Annotated in this window: 25 protein-coding genes; 19 read left to right on the forward strand and 6 right to left on the reverse strand. The window is 69.6% G+C overall.

Going from position 1 to position 24544, the window contains the following annotated elements:
* The first annotated feature begins 7 nt into the window (after positions 1-7).
* The 4 genes from murA to RWN05_RS10570 are packed head-to-tail and all read left to right on the forward strand — an operon-like array spanning position 8 to position 4248.
* Positions 8-1378 carry a UDP-N-acetylglucosamine 1-carboxyvinyltransferase gene (gene murA, locus RWN05_RS10555; RefSeq protein ID WP_064296294.1) on the forward strand — a complete coding sequence of 457 codons (1371 nt, stop codon included), beginning with the start codon at positions 8-10 and terminating at the stop codon, positions 1376-1378.
* A 6-nt stretch (positions 1379-1384) separates the two neighbouring features.
* Positions 1385-2125 carry a 1-acyl-sn-glycerol-3-phosphate acyltransferase gene (locus RWN05_RS10560; RefSeq protein WP_153303416.1) on the forward strand — a complete coding sequence of 247 codons (741 nt, stop codon included), beginning with the start codon at positions 1385-1387 and terminating at the stop codon, positions 2123-2125.
* On the forward strand, positions 2115-3254 hold the full coding sequence (locus RWN05_RS10565) for an NAD(P)H-dependent glycerol-3-phosphate dehydrogenase (RefSeq protein ID WP_085510610.1): 1140 nt from the start codon (positions 2115-2117) through the stop codon (positions 3252-3254). The genes RWN05_RS10560 and RWN05_RS10565 overlap by 11 nt, the downstream gene beginning before the upstream one ends.
* Positions 3157-4248, forward strand: coding sequence for a D-alanine--D-alanine ligase family protein (locus RWN05_RS10570; RefSeq protein WP_314139468.1), 1092 nt, complete (start codon positions 3157-3159; stop codon positions 4246-4248). The genes RWN05_RS10565 and RWN05_RS10570 overlap by 98 nt, the downstream gene beginning before the upstream one ends.
* Before the next feature lie 21 nt (positions 4249-4269).
* Here the strand turns inward: RWN05_RS10570 and RWN05_RS10575 are convergent, their stop codons facing one another.
* A complete protein-coding gene (locus RWN05_RS10575; RefSeq protein ID WP_064296298.1) occupies positions 4270-4761 on the reverse strand; it encodes a DUF3515 family protein in 492 nt (163 codons plus the stop codon).
* Between the two features lie 25 nt (positions 4762-4786).
* Between RWN05_RS10575 and thiL the strand changes: the two genes are divergently transcribed.
* Positions 4787-5803: a thiamine-phosphate kinase gene (gene thiL, locus RWN05_RS10580; RefSeq protein ID WP_314139470.1), complete on the forward strand. Its 1017-nt coding sequence runs from the start codon at positions 4787-4789 to the stop codon at positions 5801-5803.
* Between the two features lie 72 nt (positions 5804-5875).
* On the opposite strand, the gene RWN05_RS10585 is transcribed toward thiL, so the two are convergent.
* A complete protein-coding gene (locus RWN05_RS10585; protein ID WP_121290189.1) occupies positions 5876-6448 on the reverse strand; it encodes an RsmD family RNA methyltransferase in 573 nt (190 codons plus the stop codon).
* 71 nt (positions 6449-6519) lie between these two features.
* Here RWN05_RS10585 and RWN05_RS10590 point away from each other — a divergent pair, with 71 nt between their 5' ends.
* The 6 genes from RWN05_RS10590 (at position 6520) to mutM (ending at position 11670) form a co-directional block, all read left to right on the forward strand.
* Positions 6520-8688 carry an ATP-dependent DNA helicase RecG gene (locus RWN05_RS10590; protein WP_314139473.1) on the forward strand — a complete coding sequence of 723 codons (2169 nt, stop codon included), beginning with the start codon at positions 6520-6522 and terminating at the stop codon, positions 8686-8688.
* A 19-nt stretch (positions 8689-8707) separates the two neighbouring features.
* Positions 8708-9190 (forward strand): pantetheine-phosphate adenylyltransferase, encoded by a 483-nt coding sequence (gene coaD / locus RWN05_RS10595; protein WP_064296302.1) that lies wholly within the window; start codon positions 8708-8710, stop codon positions 9188-9190.
* Positions 9191-9301: 111 nt separating this feature from the next.
* Positions 9302-9814, forward strand: a complete 513-nt coding sequence (locus tag RWN05_RS10600; RefSeq protein ID WP_071261222.1) for a DUF177 domain-containing protein — start codon at positions 9302-9304, stop codon at positions 9812-9814.
* 3 nt (positions 9815-9817) lie between these two features.
* Positions 9818-10027, forward strand: a complete 210-nt coding sequence (gene rpmF, locus RWN05_RS10605; protein ID WP_056006932.1) for a 50S ribosomal protein L32 — start codon at positions 9818-9820, stop codon at positions 10025-10027.
* A 91-nt stretch (positions 10028-10118) separates the two neighbouring features.
* Positions 10119-10796, forward strand: a complete 678-nt coding sequence (rnc, locus tag RWN05_RS10610; RefSeq protein ID WP_086473824.1) for a ribonuclease III — start codon at positions 10119-10121, stop codon at positions 10794-10796.
* Positions 10780-11670, forward strand: a complete 891-nt coding sequence (mutM, locus tag RWN05_RS10615) for a bifunctional DNA-formamidopyrimidine glycosylase/DNA-(apurinic or apyrimidinic site) lyase (protein ID WP_064296303.1) — start codon at positions 10780-10782, stop codon at positions 11668-11670. The genes rnc and mutM overlap by 17 nt, the downstream gene beginning before the upstream one ends.
* Before the next feature lie 3 nt (positions 11671-11673).
* Here mutM and RWN05_RS10620 read toward each other — a convergent pair whose 3' ends face one another.
* Positions 11674-12756: a GNAT family N-acetyltransferase gene (locus tag RWN05_RS10620; protein ID WP_314139476.1), complete on the reverse strand. Its 1083-nt coding sequence runs from the start codon at positions 12754-12756 to the stop codon at positions 11674-11676.
* Positions 12757-12905: 149 nt separating this feature from the next.
* Between RWN05_RS10620 and RWN05_RS10625 the strand changes: the two genes are divergently transcribed.
* Genes RWN05_RS10625 through RWN05_RS10635 form a run of 3 tightly spaced genes read left to right on the forward strand, consistent with a single transcriptional unit; the run spans position 12906 to position 18010 of the window.
* Positions 12906-16577, forward strand: coding sequence for an AAA family ATPase (locus RWN05_RS10625; RefSeq protein WP_314139478.1), 3672 nt, complete (start codon positions 12906-12908; stop codon positions 16575-16577).
* A 54-nt stretch (positions 16578-16631) separates the two neighbouring features.
* Positions 16632-17510: a signal recognition particle-docking protein FtsY gene (gene ftsY, locus RWN05_RS10630; protein WP_314139479.1), complete on the forward strand. Its 879-nt coding sequence runs from the start codon at positions 16632-16634 to the stop codon at positions 17508-17510.
* The gene (locus RWN05_RS10635) at positions 17510-18010 is read left to right on the forward strand and encodes a DUF2004 domain-containing protein (protein WP_064296305.1); all 501 of its coding nucleotides are present in this window, start codon (positions 17510-17512) and stop codon (positions 18008-18010) included. Before ftsY ends, RWN05_RS10635 begins: the two co-directional genes overlap by 1 nt.
* A 24-nt stretch (positions 18011-18034) precedes the next feature.
* Here RWN05_RS10635 and lipA read toward each other — a convergent pair whose 3' ends face one another.
* A complete protein-coding gene (gene lipA / locus RWN05_RS10640) occupies positions 18035-19057 on the reverse strand; it encodes a lipoyl synthase (protein ID WP_314139480.1) in 1023 nt (340 codons plus the stop codon).
* A complete protein-coding gene (gene lipB, locus RWN05_RS10645; RefSeq protein WP_314139481.1) occupies positions 19054-19728 on the reverse strand; it encodes a lipoyl(octanoyl) transferase LipB in 675 nt (224 codons plus the stop codon). The genes lipA and lipB overlap by 4 nt, the downstream gene beginning before the upstream one ends.
* Before the next feature lie 103 nt (positions 19729-19831).
* Between lipB and ffh the strand changes: the two genes are divergently transcribed.
* Both ffh and RWN05_RS10655 read left to right on the forward strand, forming a co-directional pair.
* On the forward strand, positions 19832-21385 hold the full coding sequence (gene ffh / locus RWN05_RS10650; protein ID WP_079002242.1) for a signal recognition particle protein: 1554 nt from the start codon (positions 19832-19834) through the stop codon (positions 21383-21385).
* 16 nt (positions 21386-21401) lie between these two features.
* A complete protein-coding gene (locus tag RWN05_RS10655) occupies positions 21402-21782 on the forward strand; it encodes an META domain-containing protein (RefSeq protein WP_064296309.1) in 381 nt (126 codons plus the stop codon).
* A 10-nt stretch (positions 21783-21792) separates the two neighbouring features.
* Here the strand turns inward: RWN05_RS10655 and RWN05_RS10660 are convergent, their stop codons facing one another.
* Positions 21793-22935, reverse strand: coding sequence for a glutamate--cysteine ligase (locus tag RWN05_RS10660; protein ID WP_079002246.1), 1143 nt, complete (start codon positions 22933-22935; stop codon positions 21793-21795).
* Between the two features lie 251 nt (positions 22936-23186).
* Between RWN05_RS10660 and rpsP the strand changes: the two genes are divergently transcribed.
* From rpsP to rimM, 3 genes are read left to right on the forward strand one after another with little or no spacing between them, the layout of a single operon-like run.
* Entirely contained in the window at positions 23187-23612 is a 426-nt protein-coding gene (gene rpsP, locus RWN05_RS10665) for a 30S ribosomal protein S16 (RefSeq protein ID WP_064296311.1), read from the forward strand.
* Positions 23613-23614: 2 nt separating this feature from the next.
* On the forward strand, positions 23615-23866 hold the full coding sequence (locus RWN05_RS10670; RefSeq protein ID WP_064296312.1) for an RNA-binding protein: 252 nt from the start codon (positions 23615-23617) through the stop codon (positions 23864-23866).
* Positions 23867-24514, forward strand: coding sequence for a ribosome maturation factor RimM (rimM, locus tag RWN05_RS10675; protein WP_240043911.1), 648 nt, complete (start codon positions 23867-23869; stop codon positions 24512-24514). It begins immediately after the preceding gene.
* Positions 24515-24544: the final 30 nt, after the last annotated feature.

Below are 24544 nucleotides of genomic sequence, written 5' to 3' on the forward strand. Positions count from 1 at the left end.
TACCGGTTTGAATTCACTCGTCCAGGCGTCACAGGCGGCAGGCTCGTCGGTCGGACTCGATGTCGACCGCATCACGATCAACGGCGGTATCCCGCTCCGGGGCCGCATCGAGGTCAAGGGTGCCAAGAACCTCGTGACCAAGGCGATGGTGGCGTCGCTGCTCGGCGAGAACGTCAGCGTCCTGCGCAACGTGCCGAACATCAGCGACGTCCGGGTGGTCCGCTCCCTGCTCGAGATCCACGGCGTGGACGTGACGGAGGGCGAGAACCCGAACGAACTCCGCCTCGACCCGACCAACGTCGAGTCCGCCCACATGGAGGAGATCGACGCGCACGCCGGCTTCTCCCGGATCCCGATCCTGTTCTGCGGGCCGCTGCTCCACCGCCTCGGGGCGGCGTTCATCCCCGACCTCGGAGGGTGCCGCATCGGCGACCGCCCCATCGACTTCCACCTCGACGCGCTCCGCAAGTTCGGCGCGGTCGTGGAGAAGCTGCCGCAGGGCATCCGTCTCTCAGCTCCGAACGGCCTCCACGGGACGACGGTGCACCTCCCGTACCCGAGCGTCGGTGCCACGGAGCAGGTCCTGCTCACGGCGGTCCGTGCCAAGGGCACCACGGAGCTCAAGGGTGCGGCGATCGAGCCGGAGATCATGGATCTCATCGCCGTCCTCCAGAAGATGGGCGCGATCATCTCCTACGAGCCGAACCGCGTGATCCTCATCGAGGGCGTGGACAAGCTCGAAGGGTACGACCACACGGCCATCGGCGACCGCAACGAGGCAGCGAGCTGGGCGTCGGCCGCGCTCGCGACCGACGGCGACGTCTTCGTCGGCGGCGCGAAGCAGCAGGACATGATGACGTTCCTCAACATCTTCCGCAAGGCCGGTGGCGGGTTCGACATCACCGACGACGGCATCCGGTTCTACCGCAAGGAGGAGCTGAAGCCCGTGGTCATCGAGACCGACGTGCACCCCGGCTTCATGACGGACTGGCAGCAGCCCCTCATCGTCGCGCTGACGCAGGCGACGGGCGAGTCGATCGTCCACGAGACCGTCTACGAGAACCGGTTCGGCTTCACGGACGCGCTCAACACCATGGGCGCGAACATCGTCGTGCACCCCAATGGACTGTCGGGTACGCCTCGTCGCGTGCCGCGGCGCAACCTCGAGCAGGCCGCCGTCATCAACGGCCCGACGCCGTTGCACGGTGCCGACATCGAGGTACCCGACCTCCGCGGTGGCTTCAGCCACCTCATCGCGGCGCTCACCGCCGAGGGCAAGTCGACGGTCAGCAACGTCGGCATCATCAGCCGTGGGTACGAGAACTTCATCGTGAAGCTCCAGCAGCTCGGTGCTGACTTCGTCCTCGAAACGAAGTAGTCCGCCGTGGGGGTGGAACGGTCGAGGCCGTCGATCTACTGGTTGCTGTCATCGATCGCGATCCCGCCGTTCAGTGCTCTCGTCAAGCTCCACGTCCGGCACGGCGAGCGCCTGCCGCAGGAGGGGCCGTTCATCCTGTCGCCCAACCACGACAGCGAGTTCGACCCGCTGATCATGGGCGTGGCCGTCTGGCGGCTCGGGCGACAGCCCCGCTTCATGGCGAAGGGCAGTCTGTTCACGGTCCCGGTGGTCGGATGGCTGTTGCGGAAGTCCGGACAGATCCCCGTCGAGCGCGAGGGTTCCGCCCGCGGCATGGACCCGGTCAGCGCTGCAGCGCACCTGACCGAACGCGGTCAGGGCGTCATCGTGTACCCGGAGGGTTCGCTCACCCGCGACCCGGGTCTGTGGCCGATGCGTGGGCGCACCGGCGCGGTCCGGATCGCCCTCACGCACGGCCTGCCGATCATCCCCGCCGCGCACTGGGGCACACAGGAGGTCATGCCTCGGTACGGCAAGCTGCGGGTGTTCCCCTTGCGGAAGCGCGTCGAGGTCGCCATCGGCGAGCCGGTGGACCTCTCGGCCTTCATCGGGCGGCAGCTAGACTCGAAGACGCTGAACGAGGCGACCGAGGTCGTCATGCAGGCCATCACCGCCCTCTGCGAGGAGCTGCGCGGTGCCCAAGCTCCCGCGGAGCGTTGGGATCCCTCGAAACACCAGCAGAAGGAGACAGGCCGCTTTGAGTCCTAGGAACGTTCCGCAACCACCGGCCGCCACGAGGGTCGCCGTGCTCGGAGCGGGCAGCTGGGGCACGACGTTCGGCAAGATCCTCGCGGACGGTGGCTCCGACGTGGTCATGTGGGCCAGGCGACCCGAGCTCGCTCGCGAGATCACCGAAGCCAAGCGCAACAGCGACTACCTGCCCGGGATCAATCTGCCGATGCGGATGACCGCGACCGCGAGCATGGTCGACGCCGTGCGCGGTGCCTCGGTCGTGTTCCTGTCCGTCCCGAGCCAGTCCCTGCGCGACAACCTCATCGCGCTCCGTCCGCACCTCGAGGACGGCACCCTCGTCGTCTCGCTCATGAAGGGCGTCGAGCGTCGCAGCGGATCCCGGATGAGCGAGGTCATCCGAGAGACCCTCGACATCGACCCGTCCCGCATCGCCGTCGCCTCGGGCCCCAACCTCGCGCTCGAGATCGCCCGCGAGCAGCCGACGGCCGCCGTGATCTCCTCGGAGAGCCTCGAGACGGCGCAGACGGTCGCGCTCCTCGCGCGCAACCGGTACTTCCGCAGCTTCGTGAACACCGACGTGATCGGTACCGAGTTCGGCGGTGTGCTCAAGAACCTCATCGCCGTCGCGATCGGCATCGTCGACGGCGTCGGCTACGGCGAGAACACGAAGGCGTCCATCATCACCCGTGGGCTGGTCGAGATGACCGACTTCGCGGTGGCCCACGGCGCGCAGCCGGAGACCCTCTCGGGCCTGGCCGGGCTCGGCGACCTCATCGCGACCTGCCAGTCGCCGCTGTCACGGAACAACACGGCGGGGCGTCTGCTCGGCCAGGGGTATCAGTTCGACGACGTCGTCAAACAGATGCAGCAGACCGCGGAGGGGCTCGCGTCCGTGGCGCCGGTGCTCGAGCTGGCCAAGGCGAAGGGGGTCGCGATGCCCATCGTCGAACAGGTCAAGCAGGTGCTCGACGGCACGCTCGACCCCAAGGACATCGCACCGCACCTCACGACCGACGACGACGAACCCCAGGGGGAGAGAAGCAACGATGACGCACAAGACCGGAGTGGTGGTGCTCTTTGGAGGCCGTTCAAGCGAGCACTCGATCAGCTGCGCAACGGCGGGCGGCGTCCTCGCCGCGATTGACCGCGAACGGTACGACGTCTACCCGGTCGGGATCGCCCACGACGGCTCGTACGTCCTCGAGGTCGACGACCCGAGCCGGTACGCGCTCGACCCCGCCCACCTGCCGGAGGTCGACCCCTCGCGGCCGGCCGTGCGCTGGCCTGAACGCGTCGGCAGCCGCGAGTTGACCGTCGTCGGGGAGGACGGCGTCCCGTTCACCCTCGGCCCCGTCGACATCGTCCTCCCGATCCTCCACGGTCGGTTCGGCGAGGACGGCACCGTGCAGGGCATGCTCGAGCTCGTCGACCTCCCGTACGTCGGCTCCGGCGTCCTCGCGTCCTCGCTCGGCATGGACAAGCACTTCACGAAGACGGTGCTCCAGGCCGCCGGGATCGCCGTCGCCCCGTGGGTGCGGTTCACCGCCCACGACTGGGCCACGGCACCCGAGGAGGTACTCGCATCGCTCGGGTCGCTCGGGTCACCGGCGTTCGTGAAGCCGGCGCGAGCCGGTTCGAGCGTCGGGGTGTCGAAGGTGTCGACGCCGGACGCGTTCCGTGCGGCGATCGAACTGGCACTCGCCGAGGACTCGACCGTGCTCGTCGAGACCGGTCTGGTGGGCCGAGAGGTCGAGTGTGCGGTCCTCGAGTCCCTCCCCGGCGAAGCACCTCGGGTCTCGGTTGCCGGCGAGGTCGTCGTGACCGGACGCGACTTCTACGACTTCGAGGCGAAGTACCTCGACGCCCCCGGTATCGAGCTCGTCTGCCCCGCCGACCTTCGTCCCGAGCAGTTGTCGGAGATGCAGGACCTCTCTCGTCGGGCGTTCGAGGCGTTGGGCTGCGCGGGCCTCGCCCGGGTCGACTTCTTCCTGACCGCGGACGGCTTCGTCGTCAACGAGGTCAACACCATGCCGGGGTTCACCCCGATCTCGATGTTCCCGAGCTGCTGGTTGGCCTCGGGGCTCAGCTACCCCGAGCTCATCACCGAGCTGATCGAGGTCGCGCGCGCCCGATCCTGAACGGCGCGGCGCCGGGAACGGTCAGCCGTCGGTGGGGATCGGGAGCTCGGCGTCGCCGAGCGCGGTGCACTTCCCGGTGACGGGGAGCACGGACACAGCGGGCGCCAGATCCGCCAGGACGGTGCTGCTGGCGACGGCGTCGCCGTCGAGCACGATCTCGACCGCGGGCGTGCGCCCGAAGGTCGTGAACCGGTAGCTCGGCGCGTCGGTGTCGTCGATGATCCAGTCGACGCCGTTCACGGACTGGCACTGCTGCGTGGTCGGGCCGGGGATCGCGACGCCGCAGTGCAGGAGGACCGTCGCAGGATCGCCCCAGGCCCCGGTGGCCTGGGCGTCGGTCCCTCGCTCGGGCAGTTCGGCGACGACGTCGGGCAGACGCACCGTGACCTCAGCGCACTGCGGGTTGTTCGCATCGGCGGCGGGTTCGAGCGCGACGGCGGGCGCGCACCCGGCCAGGGCCAGGGTTGCGGCTGCGGCGAGGGTGGTGGCGAGGAGCACACGAATCGGGGACATCGCCCACCAGGCTACCGTTGATCCCATGAACGAGTCTGGGAGCGCGTCCGACGATCACGGAACGGTCGGGCCCTGTGTCGGGGACCTCGCCGAGGGGGAGCTGCTCGAGCGCATCTTCCCTCGCCTGCCGCAGGCCGACGCCGAACTCCTCGGGCCGGGTGACGATGCCGCGGTCGTCCGGGCGCCGGACGGTCGGTTCGTCGTCACGACGGACACGATGATCCACGGGCCGGACTTCCGGCTGGCGTGGTCGAGCGCCCACGACCTGGGGTGGAAGGCTGCGGCCAGCAACCTGGCGGACGTCGCGGCGATGGGGGCGCGTCCGACGGCACTCGTCGTCGCACTCGCCATGCCCAAGCACCTGCCGGTCGCCGTGCTCGACGGGTTCGCTGACGGACTGCGCGACGCGTGTGCGGAACTCGCGCCCGGCTGCGGTGTCGTCGGTGGTGATCTGGCCGTGTCCGACGTCTTCATGATCGCGGTGACGGCGTTCGGCGACCTCGAGGGTCGTGCCCCCGTACGTCGTGACGGGGCACGACCCGGCGACGTGGTCGCGGTCGCGGGGGAGTTGGGTTCGGCTGCGGCAGGTCTGCGACTCCTCTTCTCGCGTGGGGTCGACGCCGACGGCGTGCCCTCGGCCGAGGCGGCGGCAGGCCTGCGACGCGATCACCGGGTCGAGGTGGAGGCACAACTCGCGCCACGGCCACCGATCGCGGCCGGGGTCGTCGCCGCCGTCGCCGGTGCCACGGCGATGCTCGACCTGTCGGACGGGCTCGCGCTCGACGCCGGTCGCCTCGCGCGGGCGAGTGGGGTCGCGATCGACCTGCGGGCAGAGGAGCTGGGTGCGGACGTGGCGCTCGCCCTCGCCGGTGGCGAGGACCACTCCCTCCTGGCGACGTTCCCGCCCGCTACGACGATCCCCGCCGGCTTCCGGACCATCGGCACGGCCCGGACCGGTGCCGGGGTCCTCGTCGACGGTGTGGCCTACGACGGTCGCGCCGGTTGGGACCCCTACCGCGACTGGGACGACGCGTCCGGTTGAGCGGTGTTCCCGGCCGCCGTGGCGCGAGGACCGTGCGGTGACGCGGTGACGCGGTGACCGTGACGCGCTGACTCAGACCGGCGTGATCCACCAGACGACGGTCTCGCCGTAGGTGCTCTTCCGCAGGACCTCGAGCGCCGCGGGAAGGGTCGGTTCGGGTGAGCGGGAGCTCCGCTCGACGAGCACGAGCCCGTCGTCGGTGACCAGACCGACGAGCGCGGCGAGGTTTGCCGTGAGCTCCGCCTCGGGGAGGTCGTACGGGGGATCGATGAAGACGAGGTCGGACGGGACCGTCGCCCCGGACAGGTAGGTGCCGACCGACTTGGCGTGCACCGTGATGCGCGGTGCCGCTCCGCGAGGCGCTGCCGAGGTCACGATCCTCGCGTTGTCACGACACAGCTTCGCGGCCTCCGACCCCCGGTCGACGAGGGTGATCACGGCGGCACCCCGGCTGGCGCACTCGAGCCCCAGCGACCCCGAGCCGGCGTACAGGTCGAGCACCTCGGCGCCGGCGATCACGTCGCGGGCCTCCAACGCGGAGAAGAGGGCCTCGCGGACGCGATCGCTCGTCGGTCGTGTCCCGCTGCCCGGAACCCGGATCGTGCGTGATCCGGCGAAACCCGAGATGATCCTGATGCCGGCCATGGTCCCATCCTCGCAGGCTGGGCGAAGCCGAGCGAACCGCGGTGTCCGAGGTCCCGAATAGAATCGACGGCATGACGGGGATCGAGCTGGGCACGAAGCTCGGCGGTGTCCTCGGCGGACGAACCGCGACGGCACTCCAGAAGGCGTTCGGCGTCGAGACCGTCGGCGACCTCCTCGAGCACTACCCGCGTCGCTACGCGAAGCGCGGCGAGCTGACGGTCATCGGCCAGCTGCCGCTCGGCGAGGACGTGACGATCGTCGCCGACGTCCTCGAGGTCCGCGACCGCCAGATGAAGCAACGCAAGGGCTCCATCCTCGAGGTCGTCATCTCCGACGGTCAGGGTCGGCTCAACCTCACCTTCTTCAATCAACCCTGGCGGGCGAACGAACTCCGGCCGGGCTTGCGCGGCATCTTCGCGGGCAAGGTCGGCGATTACCGCGGCAGCTATCAGCTCGCGCACCCGCAGTATCAGCTCTTCCCCGATGACGCCGACGCACCGGCGCTCGCGGACGCCCAGGCGAAGGCGTGGTCGGAGGCGCCCATCCCGATCTACCCGGCGACGAGCACGATCACGAGCTGGAACCTCAAGCAGTCCGTGGAGCTGGTCCTCGACGCCCTGCCGCCGCAGGAGGACCCGGTCCCGAGGTCGGTCCGGGCGGCGAGGGGTGAACTCTCCTTCGACGCCGCCATCCGGGCCGTCCACCGCCCGACGGTCGACCGCGACTGGCAGCGCGGTCGCCGCAGCCTGCGGTATCAGGAGGCGTACCTCCTGCAGACGGCCCTGCTCCAGCAGCGTGCGGCCACCCGTGCCCTGGCGGCCGAACCCCGCGTGCCGAAAGCCGGCGGCTACCTCGAGCGCCTCGATGCCGCGCTCCCGTTCGAGCTGACCGGCGACCAGCAGACGGTCGGCACGGAGATCGCGGCCGACCTCGCGCAGCCCAATCCGATGAACCGACTCGTCCAGGGTGAGGTCGGCTCGGGCAAGACGCTCGTCGCCCTCCGGGCCATGGCGGCCGTCGCCGACAGCGGGGGACAGTCGGTGCTCCTGGCGCCCACCGAGGTCCTCGCGGCGCAGCACCTGCGGTCGATCGTCCGTTCGCTCGGCCCCGACCTCTCGGCCGAGCTCATGCCGACGCTGCTCACCGGCCAGCTGCCGACGTCCGATCGCAAACGGGCGCTGCTGCGGATCGTCGCCGGCCAGGCACGGATCGTGATCGGGACGCACGCGCTGCTGGGCGACGCCGTGACCTTCGCCGATCTGGGGATGGTCGTCGTCGACGAACAGCACCGCTTCGGCGTGGAGCAGCGCGACCAGCTCCGTCAGAAGGGACGCACGCCGCCGCACGTCCTCGTGCTGACCGCGACGCCGATTCCACGGACCGTGGCCATGACCGTCTTCGGCGACCTCGACGTCAGCATCATCAGGGAGCTGCCACGCGGGCGGCAGGGGATCGAGAGCTTCGTGGTCGCCCTGGCCGATCACCCGCGGTGGATCTCCCGCGTCTGGGAGCGACTCGCCGAGGAACTCGCGCAGGGGCGGCAGGGGTTCGTGGTGTGCCCGGCGATCGACGCCAAGGAGGTCGAGCCCGGCGAGGCGCTCGAGGAGGACGTCGATCCGGCGCGGCCGATCGCGTCCGTGCTCGCCACGGTGGAGCAGCTGCGTACCCACCCGCTGCTCGCGTCTCGACGCATCGACGTCCTCCACGGCCGGATGAGCGCGGAGGAGAAGGACCGCACGATGCGTGCCTTCGCCGCTGGTGAGATCGACGTGCTCGTGGCGACGACGGTCATCGAGGTGGGCGTCGACGTCCCCAACGCCTCGACGATGGTCGTGCTCGACGCGGAACGCTTCGGGGTGTCGCAGCTCCACCAGCTCCGCGGACGCGTCGGTCGAGGGGGCGTCCCCGGGCTGTGTCTGCTCGTCACCGCGGCGGAGGCGGAGAGCACCGCACGCGAGCGCGTCGACGCAGTGGCCGCGACCCTCGACGGCTTCGACCTCGCGCAGGTCGACCTCGAGCTGCGGCGCGAGGGCGACGTCCTCGGCAGCATGCAGTCGGGCGGGCGGTCCTCGCTCAAGCTGCTCCGGGTCGTGCACGACAGCGAGGTCATCATCGAGGCGCGGGCGGATGCCGCCGAGCTCCTCGAGACCGATCCCGACCTCGCCGACCACCCGGTGCTGGCCGAAGCGCTCCGTCGGCGCCTCGACGAATCAGACCGCGCCGCGCTCGCCAAGAACTGAGCACCGATAGGCTGGCGGCATGAAGCGGATCGCCGTCGTCCCCGGATCGTTCGACCCAGTCACCCTCGGTCACCTGGATGTCATCGAGCGGGCGGCGCGCATCTTCGACGAACTGCACGTGCTGGTCGTGCACAACCCCGACAAGTCCGCGCTGCTGCCGATGCCGCAGCGGGTGTCCTTGCTCGAGCGCTCCATCGCCGACGGCGGGTTGCCCGACAACATCGTCGTCGCGCAGTGGAACGTCGGCCTGCTCGTCGACTACTGCACGGACGTCGGCGCGAGCGTGCTCGTGAAGGGCATCCGCTCGCAGGTCGACGTCGCGTACGAGACGCCCATGGCCATCATGAACCGCAGCCTCGCCGGCGTGGAGACGGTCTTCCTCCTGCCTGATCCGGCGCACGCGCACGTGTCCAGTTCACTCGTCCGGCAGGTGGCCGCGCTCGGTGGCGATGTCAGCCCGTACGTCCCGCAGGTGGTGGCGACCTTCCTCCAGGAGGGCTAGGGCGTCCTCCCGGTCGGGTTCGGCGTAGAATCGTCGATCGTGACTAGGAAGAGAACGAACAATTCGCCGTTCAGCGTCAACGTGCGCGATCTGGTGAACCGTCCCGGGGAGATGCGCGAGCACGACCTCGAGGTGGTGCTCGCCGAGCGCTGGGGCGAGGGTCTGGTCGCCGTCCAGGAGGGCACGACGCTCTCCGAGCAGGTGCGTCTCGAGTCCGTGCACGAGGGGATCCTCGTGACCGTCGACGTCGACGCACTGGCGACCGGCGAGTGCGGACGCTGCCTCCGCGACATCGAACTGCCTGTCGAAGTCGAGATTCAGGAACTTTTCGCGTATCCTGATTCGGAAGCGTCTGACTTCGAGGTTCACGACGACCACGTGGATCTTGAACCTCTGGTCAGAGATGCGGTAGTTCTCGCATTACCGTTTCAGCCGGTGTGCCAGCCGGATTGCCCCGGACTCGACCCCGAGACCGGTGAGCGGCTGGCCGAACGTCCGGAACGACACCCTCACGACGTCGCAGATCCTCGCTGGTCTGCGCTCGCGGGCTTGTCCTCAGACTCCGTACTTGACACAGACGCCAGCAGCGCCCAGCGCGCCGCTGCAGACACAGAAGAGAGATAGATCATGGCTGGAAACCCCCCGAAGCGGAAGGTCTCGCGCTCGAACACCCGCTCGCGTCGCTCGCAGTGGAAGGCCGCCGTGCCGACGCTCGTGAAGACGGTGGAGAACGGCCGCGTCACGTACAGCCTGCCGCACCGCGCCAAGGTCGTCGAGGACTCGCAGGGCACCGCCCTGTACCTCGAGTACAAGGGCCGCAAGGTCGCAGACGTCTGATCCGCGCGTTGAACGTCCGCGTTCGAACAGCGTGAACACGAATCATTCCGACCACACCGGAATCGGCTCCGTATCGGAGACCGATCCCGGTGTGGTCGTTTTCGCACGGCAACTGGGTGTCGACGTCTCGTACGAGCTGCTCGACCTGGCGCTGACGCACCGCTCGTACGCGTACGAGCACGGTGGACTCCCGCACAACGAGCGCCTCGAGTTCCTCGGCGACTCGATCCTCGGGCAGGCCGTCACCGTCATGCTCTACCGCGACTTCCCGCACCTCGACGAAGGGCAGCTGGCGAAGCGACGTGCGAGCCTCGTCTCGACGATCGCGCTCGCCGAGGTCGCACGTTCGATCGGACTGGGCGAGCGGATCAAGCTCGGCAAGGGCGAGGACCAGACCGGTGGGCGCGACAAGGCGTCCATCCTGGCCGACACGATGGAGGCCGTCATCGGTGCGACGTACCTGTCGGCCGGCCCCGACGCGGCGACGGCACTCGTCCTGCGACTGGTGAACCCCCTGCTCGAGAACCCTGAGCGCTTCGGCGCGGCGATGGACCCGAAGACGAGCCTCCAGGAGGCCGCTGCGGCCATCGGGGCGCCGGCGCCCGTCTACGAGATCGCCAGCTCCGGCCCCGACCACAACCGGCGGTTCGTCGCGACGGTGACCGTGGGAACCGCGGTCACGGCGACGGGCTCCGGTACGAGCAAGAAGCACGCCGAGATGGCGGCGGCCCTGGAAGCCTGGTCGAGGATCAGTGCCGGAACTCCCTGAGGTCGAGGTCGTCCGCGCCGGCTTGGAGCCCGCCGTCAGCGGCGCGACGATCGCCGGCGTCGAGGTCTTCGACGAGCGCTCCCTGCGCCGCCACGCGAGTGGTGTCGCCGACTTCACCGCACGGCTGACGGGGCGGACCATCCGATCGGCCGTCCGACGCGGGAAGTTCCTCTGGTTCCCCCTCGACGACGATGAGGCGATCGTCGGTCACCTGGGTATGAGCGGGCAGATGCTGCTCCGGTCGCCCGGTGACGACGCCGACCGCCTCCTGCGCATCCGCTTGCAGTTGGAGCATCCCGAGCACGGCGAGCTCTGGCTGCACTTCGTGGACCAGCGGATCTTCGGCTCCATGGCGGTGACCGCGCTCGTCCCGACGACGGACGGGGCTGCAGGTGGGTTCGGCGACGAGGTCGCGATGGTGCCCGACCAGGTCGCGCACATCGCCCGCGACCCGATGGACCCGGCCTTCGACGACGCCGGCTTCCTCCGACGACTGCGCGAGAAACGCACCGGTGTGAAGCGGGCGCTCCTCGATCAGACCCTGGTCAGCGGGATCGGCAACATCTACGCGGACGAGTCGCTCTGGGCGGCGCGCATCCACCCCGAGCAGGAGACCGCCCGTCTCGGGCTCGGTCGCGCCGGCCGGCTGCTCGATGAGGTGCGTGCCGTGCTCGCGAAGGCCCTGGCGGAGGGCGGGACGAGCTTCGACGCCCAGTATGTGAACGTCAACGGTCAGGCAGGGTACTTCGCGCACAGTCTGAACGCCTACGGCAGGCAGGGTAAGCCGTGTGCGCGCTGCGGCACGTTCATCGTCCGCGAGCAGTTCATGAACCGCGGCTCGCACCGCTGTCCGGTCTGCCAGCGCCGCACCTGACGATCAGTCGCTGCGGGGGAGTCGGCGCTGCCATTCTCCGGAGTAGCCGACGATGCGGAACCCGAGTCGGTCGTTGATCGCGAGCATGTGCGCGTTCTCGTCGGCGTTCCAGGTGTAGATCCGGGACCGCTCGGGTGCCTGATCGGCGAGTGCGATGAGGTTCGCCGCCTTCATCCAGAGTCCGAGGCCGTGTCCCCGGTGGTCGGCGAGCACGAGCGTGTCCCACTGCTCCGCGTGTTCCTTGCCCTCGCCGAGGACGAGCTCGCTGTACCCGGCGACCGCGCTGCTGTCGCGGTGGACAGCGGCGGCGACGATCGCGTGGTCGCCAGACGCCGCCAGCTGGTCCTCGCGCGCGCGGACCCGCTCGGGCGTCCAGACCTCGGGGTCGAGTTCCAGATCGGCGGCCGGGATGTCGGTCGCCATGTGTTCGCGGGCCGTCGCGAGCGAGCCGAGCAGCTCGTCGGGGGTGTGATCCACCCACTGCACGAGGCGGTACGCGTGTCCGGCACGGGCGGTCGACGTCTCGACGATGTCAGGCAGCTCCCCGAGCATCGAGGCGAGGTCGCAGCGGTTGGTCCGCTCGACCTGCGCGAGGGCGTATCCACGATCGAGCATGAACCGGCTGGCCGCGGCGTTCGCGGGGATCGCCCGTTCGCCGACGCTCGCACCGAGGAGTGGTTCGTCGGTCGGGATGTCGTCGACGGCGTGCTGGGTGAAGGCGGTCACCGTCGGGCGGCCGGCCGCGAGGGCCCGTCGCTCCAACACCAGCAGGAGCGCCGTGCCGATCCCTCGACGCCGCTCCTCTGCGAGAACGCCGACGTTCAGGGAGGCCGTCACCGCGTCGGCCTCGGTGCCGTATCCGAGCCAGCCGCGACCGACCACACGCCCGTCGAGGACGGCGGCGAGCAGGACGCGTCGCTGGAACCGCTGGTCGCGGTACTCGGGAAGGGCCATCGCGGAGGTCAAGGCGAAGTCGTCGGTGGACCAGATCTCGGCTTCGAGCGTGTTCGCGACGTCCTGGACCGCGTCGAACACCGCTGAGCTCCCGGTCGCCGGGATCTCGACCTCGTCGATCGTGGCGCGCATCGTCGCCTCCCTCCCACACCAGACCGTCCTGGGTGATGCGGTCCATGCTACGACCGCCGCGGCGGGCCGGCACAGCGTGGTGTCCCTCGTCCGTCCGCGGATTCGCTACCGTAGTGCACAGCATCCGCGACGCGGGAGAGGAGGTGCGCGTGTACCTGAAGAGCCTGACGCTCAAAGGGTTCAAGTCCTTCGCACACCCCACCACCTTCGCGTTCGAGCAGGGCGTCACCTGCGTCGTGGGTCCCAACGGCTCCGGCAAGTCGAACGTCGTCGACGCGCTCGCCTGGGTGATGGGCGAGCAGGGGGCGAAGACTCTCCGCGGCGGCAAGATGGAGGACGTCATCTTCGCGGGAACGTCGACCAGGGGACCGCTCGGTCGAGCCGAGGTCACGCTCACCATCGACAACAGCGACGGCGCGCTGCCCATCGAGTACACCGAGGTGACGATCAGTCGCACCCTGTTCCGCAACGGCGGGAGCGAGTACGCCATCAACGGCGACACGTGTCGGTTGCTGGACGTCCAGGAGCTCCTCAGCGACTCCGGTCTGGGCCGCGAGATGCACGTCATCGTCGGGCAGGGGCAGCTCGACGCGGTGCTGCGGGCGACGCCCGAGGAGCGCCGCGGCTTCATCGAGGAGGCGGCCGGCATCCTGAAGCACCGCCGACGCAAGGAGAAGACGCTCCGGAAGCTCGAGGCGATGCAGACCAACCTCACGCGGTTGAGCGACCTCGCCGGGGAGATCCGCCGGCAGCTGAAGCCACTCGGTCGTCAGGCGGAGATCGCCCGGGAGGCACAGACGATCGCCGCGGTCGTCCGCGATGCCCGCGCCCGGATCCTCGCAGACGACGTCGTGGGCCTCCGGCGCTCCCTCGACGAGCACAACCGCTCGGAGAGCGAGCGCCACAGTGAGCGCCTCGTCCTCCAGGAGCAGCTGGAGCAGGCGGAACTGCGGATCAACCGGATCGAGCAGGCACAACTCGGCGACGCGGTCGACGACGCCCGCCGGATCACCTTCGAGCTCGAGAGCGTGCAGGAGCGCCTCCGGAACCTGTACACGCTCGCCAACCAGCGGCTCGCGCTCCTCGGTTCGTCGACGGACACGACGGCCGCCGAACCCCGGATCACGAAGCAGATGGTCGCCGACGCGACCGCGGAGATCGACGGACTGCGGGTGGCGGTCGCCGACGCGGAGCGCGCGTTGCAGGAGGCGCAGGCGGACACCCGCGCGAAGCGCGCCGCACTCGACGCGGTGGACGTGGAGATCGCAGCGCAGAGCGCGCTCGTGTCACGACACGACCTGGAGCTCTCCAAGCTCGCGGGCGCCGTCGACGCCGCCGGGTCCAAACTCGCCGCGGTCCGTGGCGAGGCGTTGCGCCAGCAGAACGCGATCGACGCCGCCGCCCTCCGTCTGGACGCCGCGCGGCTGGAGTACGAGGCGCTCGAGGAGGACCCGACCGTGGCGGACGCCGCCGACTCCGGGCTCGACGACGCCTACGAGGCGGCCCAACGCGGCGCGGCGGAGGCCGAAGGGGAGATCGAGGGCCTGCGCGAGCAGCTCCACACCCTCGAACGTGAACGCGATTCGCTCGGCGCCAAGACCAGTGCACTCTCGCGCGCCCTCGACCTCAAGACCGGTTCGGCCGAACTCGCTGCGAGCGGGATCGAGGGGATCGAGGGGATCGTCGCGGACCGGGTGCAGGTCCGACCCGGCCACGAGTCGGCTGTGGCCGCAGCGCTCGGCACGCTCGCGGAGGCCGCCGTCGCCGTCGACCGGCACGCTGCACGGCGGGCGCTCGATCACGCGGCCGACCAGGATCTCGGCCGGGTCGAGATCGTCATCGCCGACGGTGCGCGAGACGTCCCGGACGCGCCCGCCGGGTTCACCTCGGCTGCCGAGCTGGTGGAGGCCCCTCCTGGCGTGCTGGGGATCCTCGCCTCGGTCCTCGTCGTCGATTCGCTCGACGACGCGATCGCGGCGTACGACCGACTCGGCTCGTCACTTGGCGCGTTCACCCTCGTGACCCGTGACGGCTCGGTCGTCACGGACAGCATCGTCCGCGGGGGGAGCGGCGGAGCGCAGAGCCGCATCGAACTGCTGGCCGAACGCGATGCGGCAGCCGATCGACACGGCGAGGTCGAGTCGCTCATCGAACGGGCGCGTTTCGCCCTGGCCGAGCAGCGCACGATCCTGCAGGAGGCGAAGCAGACCGCGCAGGCAGCGCTCAGCGCCCTCCGCGAGTTCGACGCCAACCGTGCGTCACAGGCCGAGCGCGTGAACCGGGTCACGGTCCGGTACGAATCCGCACAGGCCGAACACGACCGCCTCCTCGCAGCTGCCGGGACGGCGGAGGCGGCCGTCGCCGACGCCGCTGCCGCCGTGGAGCGGGCCAAGCTGGACCACGACACCGCTCGCGCGCGTCCACGACCGCTCCTCGACGTGTCGGCACGCGACGGGCTCTCCGCCGAACTGGACGCGGCGCGCGAGGCCGAAGTGCAGCACCGCCTCCTCCTCGAGACCGCGCGCGAACGCGTGCGGGCGGAGGAGCTCGCGGTCGCGAACCTCGAGCGGCAGCGGCAGGCCGACCAGGCCGCGGCTGAGGAAGCGGCTCGGCGAGCGGTCATCCGTGCGCGCCAGGCCGCGGCCGCCACCGCTGTGACGGAGGCGCTCCCGCCCGTCCTCGACTCGGTCGACCGGTCGGTCACCGAGGCCCGCGTCGCGCTCGCGGCAGCCGAGGCGACGCGGGCCAGCCGGAACGCCGAGCTCGTACGACTGCGCGGCGAGGAGCACACGCTCCGGCAGCGGCTGCAGGTCGTCACCGAGAGCGTCCATGGTCTCGAACTCCAGATCTACGAGAAGAAGCTCCACCTGTCCGGTCTGCTCGAGCGCGCCGGGTCGGAGCTGGGACTCGTCGAGGACGTGCTCGTCGCCGAGTACGGGCCCGAGGTTCCGGTGCCCGTCGACCCTCCGACACCCCGCGCGACCGCCCGCTCGGCTGTGCGAACGGCCGACGAGACCGGTCCGGAGGTCTCGCCCGAGACGACGATGCCCGACTCGGACGAGGCGCCCGAGGCACGTGCCGACGGACCCGCGACGCCGGAAGCCGAGCCGGAGGAGGAACCCACCGAGGAGTCGGACGACGTGCCGACGACGCCCTACGTCCGCGCCGAGCAGCAGAAGCGTCTCGCAGCAGCGGAGCGCACCTACGCCCAACTCGGACGGGTCAACCCGCTCGCGCTCGAGGAGTTCGCGGCACTCGAACAGCGCCACCGCTTCCTCACCGAACAGCTCGCCGACCTCACCAGCACCCGCGCCGACCTGCTGTCGATCATCGAGGACATCGACGGGAAGATGGAGGTCATCTTCGCCTCGGCGTTCGCCGACACCGAAGCCGCCTTCACCGAGGTGTTCCCGATCCTGTTCCCGGGCGGCACGGGCAGCATCTCGCTCACCGACCCCGAGCACATGCTCACCACGGGCATCGAGGTGTCGGTCAAGCCCGCCGGCAAGAAGATCGAGCGCCTGTCGCTGCTGTCGGGCGGGGAGCGCTCGCTCGCCGCGGTCGCCCTCCTCATCGCCATCTTCAAAGCCCGACCGAGCCCGTTCTACATCATGGATGAGGTGGAGGCGGCCCTCGACGACGCGAACCTCGGGCGGCTCCTCACCATCTTCGAGGACCTTCGTCAGACGAGCCAGCTCATCGTCATCACGCATCAGAAGCGCACCATGGAGATCGCCGACGCCCTCTACGGCGTCTCGATGCGCCAGGACGGGGTGTCGGCCGTCGTCGGTCAGCGCGTGGCAGCAGAACGCGCGAGCTGATCCGGTCTCGTCCCCACGCGACGGCACCGCCTCGCCGACGGCTACGCTGAGACCATGGCTGCACGCACACCCTGGTCACTCTCCGGTGCCCTCAAAGGCATGTTCCAACGTCCGACGATCGACGAGACCACCTGGGAGGACCTCGAGGACGCGCTCATCGGCGCCGACTTCGGTCCCGACGTCACCGAGTCGATCGTCACAGGCCTGCACGCCTCCGTCGACCGCTACCGCACCACCGACCCGCGCGACCTCCAGCGCATGCTGCGCGAGGAAGTCGAGGAGCGGCTGTCGAAGTTCGACACGACGCTGAAGCTCAGCGAGCGTCCGGCGGTCGTCCTCGTCGTCGGCGTCAACGGGGTCGGCAAGACGACCACCATCGGCAAGTTCGCGAAGTTCCTCCGCAACTACGACCGCACCGTCGTCGTGGGGGCCGCGGACACCTTCCGTGCCGCTGCCGTGGAGCAGCTGGCGACGTGGGCGGAGCGCGCGGGCGCACAAATCGTCCGCCCCCAACAGCAGGGACAGGACCCGGCCTCCGTCGCCTTCCAGACGATCGAGTACGCCAAGCGGACCGGCACCGAGATCGTCATCATCGACACCGCCGGTCGGTTGCAGACGAAGGGCGGGCTCATGGACGAGCTGTCCAAGATCCGTCGCGTCGTCGAGAAGCAGGCGCCCATCGCCGAGGTCCTCCTCGTCCTCGACGCGACGACCGGTCAGAACGGTCTGTCGCAGGCGCAGGCGTTCATCGAGCACGCCGGGGTGACCGGGCTCGTCCTGACGAAGCTCGACGGCTCCGCGAAGGGCGGGTTCGTCCTCGCCGTGCAGGAGAAGACCGGTATCCCGATCAAGCTCGTCGGCCAGGGTGAGGGTATCGGCGACCTCACCGGCTTCACACCGCACGTCTTCGCACAGAACCTGGTGGGCAACTGATGGCGATCGAACACGACTACTTCGGTGTCATCGCGACCGAGCCTGGTGGTGGCGTCTACTGGTCCGACAACATCGACGTCGGGGAGCAGTCCGTCTCCATCTCGTTGAGCGCCCCAGACGAGGACGACATCCCGGCCGATGCGCTCGACCTGGCGGCGGCGATGATCCTCGCCCTCGAGGGTTTCGACCTGCGCTCGCGTGAGGCGATGCTGAGCGAGGTCGACGACCGCACCTCCGAGGTGACCGAGTACATCATCCAGGCCGTCGAGGAGCTGGGGGAGTCCCTGCCGGACGTCCTGGTCGACGAGTCCGGAGACCGCGACGTCGACGTCATCCGGTCGATGACGCTGTTGAGCGTCGGGTTCGCGCCGCATCAGCACAACGGCGACGAGGCGTTCGCGGTCTTCGAGTACTCGCTCGACGCGGACCAGCTCGACGGCGTGCTCATGGTCGCCTACAGCTCTGACGGCGAGGTCACCGGGGTCACGAGCGAGGACTGAGCCCGGCAGGTCGAGGCGTCGGCCTCAGACCGCCTGGGCGAAGCCGAGTGAGGCGTCTGCGAGGTGCTGCAGTCCCTCAGGGACCTCGCGGCCCTTCGCCGTCATCGACTGCGCCCAGAGGCGTCCGGCGCGGTAGGACGATCTGACGAGCGGTCCGGCGAGCACGCCGAGGAACCCGATCTCCTCGGCCTCCTCCTTGATCTCGAGGAACTCCTGCGGCTTGACCCAGCGGTCCACGGGGAGGTGCCGAGGCGTCGGTCGGAGGTACTGGGTGACGGTGATGATGTCCGTGCCGGCCTCGTGCAGATCCTCGAGCGCCTGACTGATCTCGCTCCGGTCCTCGCCCATCCCGAGGATGAGGTTGGACTTCGTGATGAGGCCGGCCGCACGTGCCTGGGTCAGGACGTCGAGGGAGCGCTCGTAGCGGAAGGCGGGCCTGATCCGCTTGAAGATGCGTGGGACCGTCTCGACGTTGTGTGCGAACACCTCCGGTCGGGAGGCGAACACCTCGCCGAGGAGGTCGGGGTCGCCGGAGAAGTCGGTCGCGAGGATCTCGACCCCCGTCCCCGGGTTCGTCTCGTGGATGCGCCGGACGGTCTCGGCGTGCAGCCACGCCCCCTCGTCGGGGAGGTCGTCGCGTGCCACACCGGTGACGGTCGCGTAGCGCAGCCGCATCCGCTGTACCGAGTCGGCCACACGCCGTGGCTCGTCGCGGTCGTACTCGGCCGGCTTGCCGGTGTCGATCTGGCAGAAGTCGCAGCGCCTCGTGCACTGCGATCCGCCGATGAGGAAGGTCGCCTCGCGATCCTCCCAGCATTCGAAGATGTTCGGGCAGCCGGCTTCCTGGCACACCGTGTGCAGACCCTCCTCCTGCACGAGCGCCTGGAGCTGTCGGTACTCGGGTCCCATCGTCGCGCGGGTCTTGATCCAGTCGGGCTTCCGCTCGATGGGGGTCTGCGCGTTCCGGACCTCGAGCCGCAGGAGCTTCCGTCCGCCGGTGTCCGCCGCGGGCGCGGGCGCGGGTGCCGGTGCGCCGCAGCCGCTCATGCGGCCGCTCCGATCGTGGTCGCGGACGCGGCCGTCCAGCCGGGCCGGAGTGCTTCGAAGATCTCGGAGACGCGCTCGGCGACGTCGCTCGGCGTGACCCGTCGACCGAGCTCGGTGCTGATCGTGGTGACGCCGGCATCGGCGATGCCGCACGCGACGATGTGGCCGAAGGGCTCGAGGGAGTTGTCGCAGTTGAGCGCGAAGCCGTGCAGCGTGACGCCCGCCTGCACCCGGACACCGACGGCGCCGATCTTCGCGGCCGGTCCGCCGGCGACGGGGTCGACCCAGACACCCGACCGTCCGTCGATGCGGCGGCCGGTGACACCGAGCTCCGTGATCGTCTGCAGCATGACCTCCTCGAGCAGGCGGACGTGCGCCACGACGTCGACCGGCTCCGGGAGGCGGACGATCGGGTAGCCGGTGAGCTGTCCGGGACCGTGCCAGGTGATGCGGCCGCCGCGGTCGACCTCGACGACCGGTGTGCCGTCGTCGGGGCGCTCGTGCGGGCGGGTCAGCTTGCCCGCCGTGTACACGGGCTCGTGTTCGCACAGGATGAGGTGCTCCGGCCCGTCATCGTTGACGACCGTCTCATGGACCCGACGCTGCAGCGCCCAACCCTCGCGGTACGGGACGAACGTGGGCGCGAGCCCGGCGATGAGGAGCTGTGTCATGGCCGCCACGATAGCATTGTTGGACGCCGTCCAAATACTCATCTTCCGACCGTGGCGGCGATCGACCGGGTCGCCCCGCGGTCTGCCCTAAACTGGAGGGATCATGGCAACGTTCGGCACACTCTCTGACCGCCTCGCGGATACGTTCAAGAACCTCCGCACCAAGGGCAAGCTCTCCGCGGCCGATGTCGACGGCACCGTCCGCGAGATCCGTCGCGCCCTCCTCGACGCGGACGTCGCACTCGACGTCGTCAAGGACTTCACGGGTCGCGTGCGCGAACGCGCCCTCGGCGACGAGGTGAGCAAGGCCCTCAACCCGGCGCAGCAGGTCGTCCAGATCGTCAACGACGAGCTCGTCACGATCCTCGGCGGACAGCAGCGGCGTCTCGAGTTCGCGAAGAAGCCGCCGACCGTCATCATGCTCGCCGGACTCCAGGGTGCCGGAAAGACGACACTCGCCGGCAAGCTCGCCAAGTGGCTCAAGAAGGACGGCCACACGCCGCTCCTCGTCGCGTCCGACCTCCAGCGCCCCAACGCCGTCAACCAGCTCCAGGTCGTCGGCGAGCAGGCGGGCGTCCCCGTCTACGCTCCCGAGCCCGGCAACGGGGTCGGCGATCCGGTCAAGGTCGCCCGCGACGGCGTCCGGTTCGCCGAGCAGAAGCTCTACGACACCGTCATCGTCGACACCGCCGGACGACTCGGCGTCGACGCCGAGCTCATGAAGCAGGCGTCGAACATCCGCAAGGCGGTCGATCCCGACGAGGTCCTCTTCGTCATCGATGCGATGATCGGTCAGGACGCGGTCGCGACGGCCAAGGCCTTCCTCGACGGCGTCGACTTCACCGGCGTGGTGCTCTCCAAGCTCGACGGCGACGCCCGCGGTGGTGCGGCACTCTCCATCGCCTCGGTCACCGGACGCCCCATCATGTTCGCGTCGACCGGTGAGGGCCTCGACGACTTCGAGCCGTTCCACCCCGACCGCATGGCGAGCCGGATCCTCGACCTCGGTGACATCCTCACCCTCATCGAGCAGGCGCAGCAGAACTTCGACGAGGAGGAGGCGCGCAAGGTCGCGGAGAAGTTCGCGACCGACTCCTTCACACTCGACGACTTCCTCAAGCAGATGCAGCAGCTGCGCGGCATGGGTTCCATCAAGAAGATGATGGGCATGCTCCCCGGCATGGGGCAGATGAAGGAGCAGCTCCAGAACTTCGACGAGCGCGAGATCGTCCGGACCGAGGCCATCATCCAGTCGATGACCAAGGCCGAGCGCACGAACCCGAAGATCCTCAACGGGTCCCGTCGCCTGCGCATCGCCAAGGGTTCCGGCATGACCGTCACCGAGGTCAACGCCCTCGTCAACCGTTTCGAGCAGGCGGCCAAGATGATGAAGACCGTCGCCAAGGGTGGCGTGCCGAACATCCCCGGGATGGGTCCGGTCCCCGGTGCGCGGACGAACCGACCGAAGCCGCAGGCCAAGAAGAAGGGTTCCCGTTCGGGCAACCCGGCCAAGCGCGCGGCGGAGAACGCCGGCGCCGTCGAGACGCAGGCTGCCGCCACGGGCGCTGGCTTCGGCCTCGGCGGCGGTTCGTCGTCGGGATCGGCCGCCCCGACCGAGGCGGAGCTCGCCGAGCTGCAGAAGTTCCTGGGTCGCTGAGTCGAGCGGAGGCGGTATGCGCGCGCTGAGGGCACCGGCCTCGGTCGTCGCAGTCGTCCTGACCGTGGGCTTGCTCGCCGGGTGCTCCGCGCCGTCACCGGGCGAACGCGTCCTCGGCGCCTGGGGTGAGGGCACCGGCGCTGCCGATCCGCACCTGGTGTTCACCGACGACGGCCGAGTGAGTGGTTCGGACGGCTGCAACAGTCTCTCCGGATCCTGGCGTGCGAAGGACGACGCGGTCGTCGTCTCCGACGTCGCGAGCACCCTGATGGCGTGCCCGGGCGTCGACACCTGGCTGCGGGGGATCGCACAGGCGACGCTCTCGGACGACGGCGGGCGTTTGACCGTGACCGACGACGCCGGCACGCGGATCGGGACGCTCGACCGGGCGGAGTGACGCCGCCTCGTCAGGCGGAGGGCTGGACCCCGTGCCGCAACTCCTTCGCGAGCGAGCTCACGACCGCCTGCAGGCTGCCGCCGTTCGCGTGGGCGACGGCGAGCTGACGCTGGTAGCTCGCGCCGTGCTCGATGATCGTGGCGATGCTCGCCAGCTCATCGGCGCAGCCGAGCCGACGGGCGACCGGCGCGAGGGTGTCGAGCAGGTCGTGCAGGTCGTCGGTCACGAGGCGCTCGTGGCCCGAGGAGTCGAGGATGATCTCGGCGTCCAGGCCGTAGCGGGCCGCGCGCCACTTGTTCTCGCGGACGTACCACGGCTGCAGGGTCTGCAGGCGCTCTCCGGCGTCGAGGCGATCGGACAGGTGCTCGGTGAGGCAGTGGATGAGCGAGGCGAGGGCGCCGAACTCCGCGACGGTCGACGCCCCGTCGCACGCACGCATCTCCACCGTGCCCCACTGCGGCGACGGTCGCACGTCCCAGCGGACCTCGGTGTGGTCCTCGATGATGCCGGTCGCCGTCATGTCGTCGACGTAGGCCTCGAACTGCTCCCAGTCGGAGAGCTGGTAGGGGAGGCCCGCCGTCGGGAGCTGCTGGAACATGAGCGCGCGGTTCGACGCGTACCCGGTGTCGACCCCGCCCCAGTACGGGCTGGACGCCGACAGCGCCTGGAGGTGGGGCAGATAGGTCAGCAGCCCGTTCATGATCGGGAGGACCTTGTCGACCGTCTCGACGCCGACGTGCGCGTGCACACCCCAGATCATCATGTTGCGACCCCACCACTGGGTGCGGTCGATGAGCTTGTGATACCGGGGCTTGTCGGTGACCTGCTGGTCGTACCACTGGCCGAACGGGTGCGAACCGCTGCAGATGAGCTCGACGCCCATCGGATCCGTGATCGCCCGCACCTCGGCCAGCTGGCCCTCGAGGTCCGCGATCGCCTCGGGGACCGTGTGGTGGACACCCGAGACGAGTTCGACGGTGTTGAGGAGCAGCTCGTTGGTGATCTGCGGATGATCGGAACCGTCGCTCGGGCGGAGTTCCGACAGGACGGTGTCCGCTGCGCCGACGAGATCGCCGGTGTCGCGGTCGACGAGGGCGACCTCCCATTCGAGGCCGACGGTCGAACGCTCGGATCTGGCGAACTCGATGGGCATTGGCGTCGACCTCCCGCAGGGCGCGGCCGGATGCCGCGCGCCAGCCCATCTTCACACGGGGTGGAGGGGTCATCCGGTATCGGTGTCGTCGGATTACCCAGATCGCCCGATGTCTGGCAGAATAGAGAGTTGAGTCTGCGCGGAGTTCGACCCTCTATCCGACGCCCGCAGCAACCACAGTTTTCGCGTCGAGCGTGTGGCCCCACCTTTCGGCAGCGAGCACATCAAACATCACATCATTCAGGAGAATCGTGGCTGTCAAAATCCGTCTCAAGCGTCTCGGCAAGATCCGTGCGCCGTACTACCGCATCGTCGTCGCAGACTCGCGCACGAAGCGCGACGGTCGTGTCATCGAGGAGATCGGCAAGTACCACCCCACCGAGGAGCCCTCGTTCATCGAGGTCGACTCCGAGCGTGCGCAGTACTGGCTCAGCGTCGGCGCCCAGCCGACCGAGCAGGTCGCAGCACTCCTCAAGCTCACCGGTGACTGGGGCAAGTTCAAGGGCGACAAGGACGCCGTGAGCACCGTCCGCGTCAAGGAGCCGAAGGCCGCCTTCGTCGCCGACGAGAAGAAGAAGCCCGTCCTCAAGCCGAAGGCCGAGGCCCCCGCGGCCAAGGCTGCTCCGGCCGAGGCCGAGGCGCCCGCTGCCGACGCCGCTGAAGCAGAGCAGGCGTAGTCTTGCTCGCTCCCGCGCTCGAACATCTCGTCAAGGGGATCGTCGATCACCCGGATGACGTTCGCGTCACGGCACAGAACTCCGCCCGTGGCGAGGTCCTCGAGGTTCGTGTGAACCCCGAGGACCTCGGCAGGGTCATCGGTCGTGCCGGCCGGACGGCCAAAGCCCTGCGCACCCTCGTGGCAGCGCTGGCAGACGGTCGGCGGGTCCGAGTCGACGTGGTCGACACGGACGCCTCCGGCGCCAGCGCGTAGGTGGCGGACGAGACGGAGCCGAAGACCCAGTTGCGGGTCGGTCGGCTCACGAAAGCCCATGGCCTGAAGGGCGCCCTGAAGGTCGAGCTCTACACGGATGAGCCGGAGCACCGGTTCACCCCGGGCGCGACGTTCACGCTCCAGGTCCCTGCGGGATCGAAGTGGCGCGGCAAGACGCTCGAGCTCATCGAACTGCGCTGGTACAACAGCCAGCCGGTCGCCTTCTTCGTCGGCATCTCCGATCGCAGTGAGGCGGAGACCCTCGTGAAGGCGATCCTCTGGGTCGAGCAGGACCCCACCGAGCTGCCGGTCGACGACGACGCGTGGTACGACCACCAGCTCGTCGGGTTGGCCGTGCACCGAGACGGCGTCGCCGTCGGTACCGTCGCCCGCGTCGACCACTTCCCGGCTCAGGACCTCCTGATCGTGAAGACCGGCGACGGCGAGGTCATGGTCCCGTTCGTGAAGGCGATCGTCCCCACGGTCGACATCGCTGCCGGGATCGTCACGGTCACGCCGCCCACCGGTTTGTTCGAGGAACTCCCGGAGGCCGACGACGCCCCCGAGACGACGACGGCCGGTCCGGTCGAATCCGAGGCCTCCGACGAGGCTCAGGACGACACCGGAGCGTCGCAGCCGGAGCAGTAGATCGCGTTCCGAGTCGGTTCTCCCGGCTCG

This window comes from uncultured Plantibacter sp. (genome assembly GCF_963518075.1).
GTDB classification, from domain to species: Bacteria; Actinomycetota; Actinomycetes; order Actinomycetales; family Microbacteriaceae; genus Plantibacter; species Plantibacter flavus_A.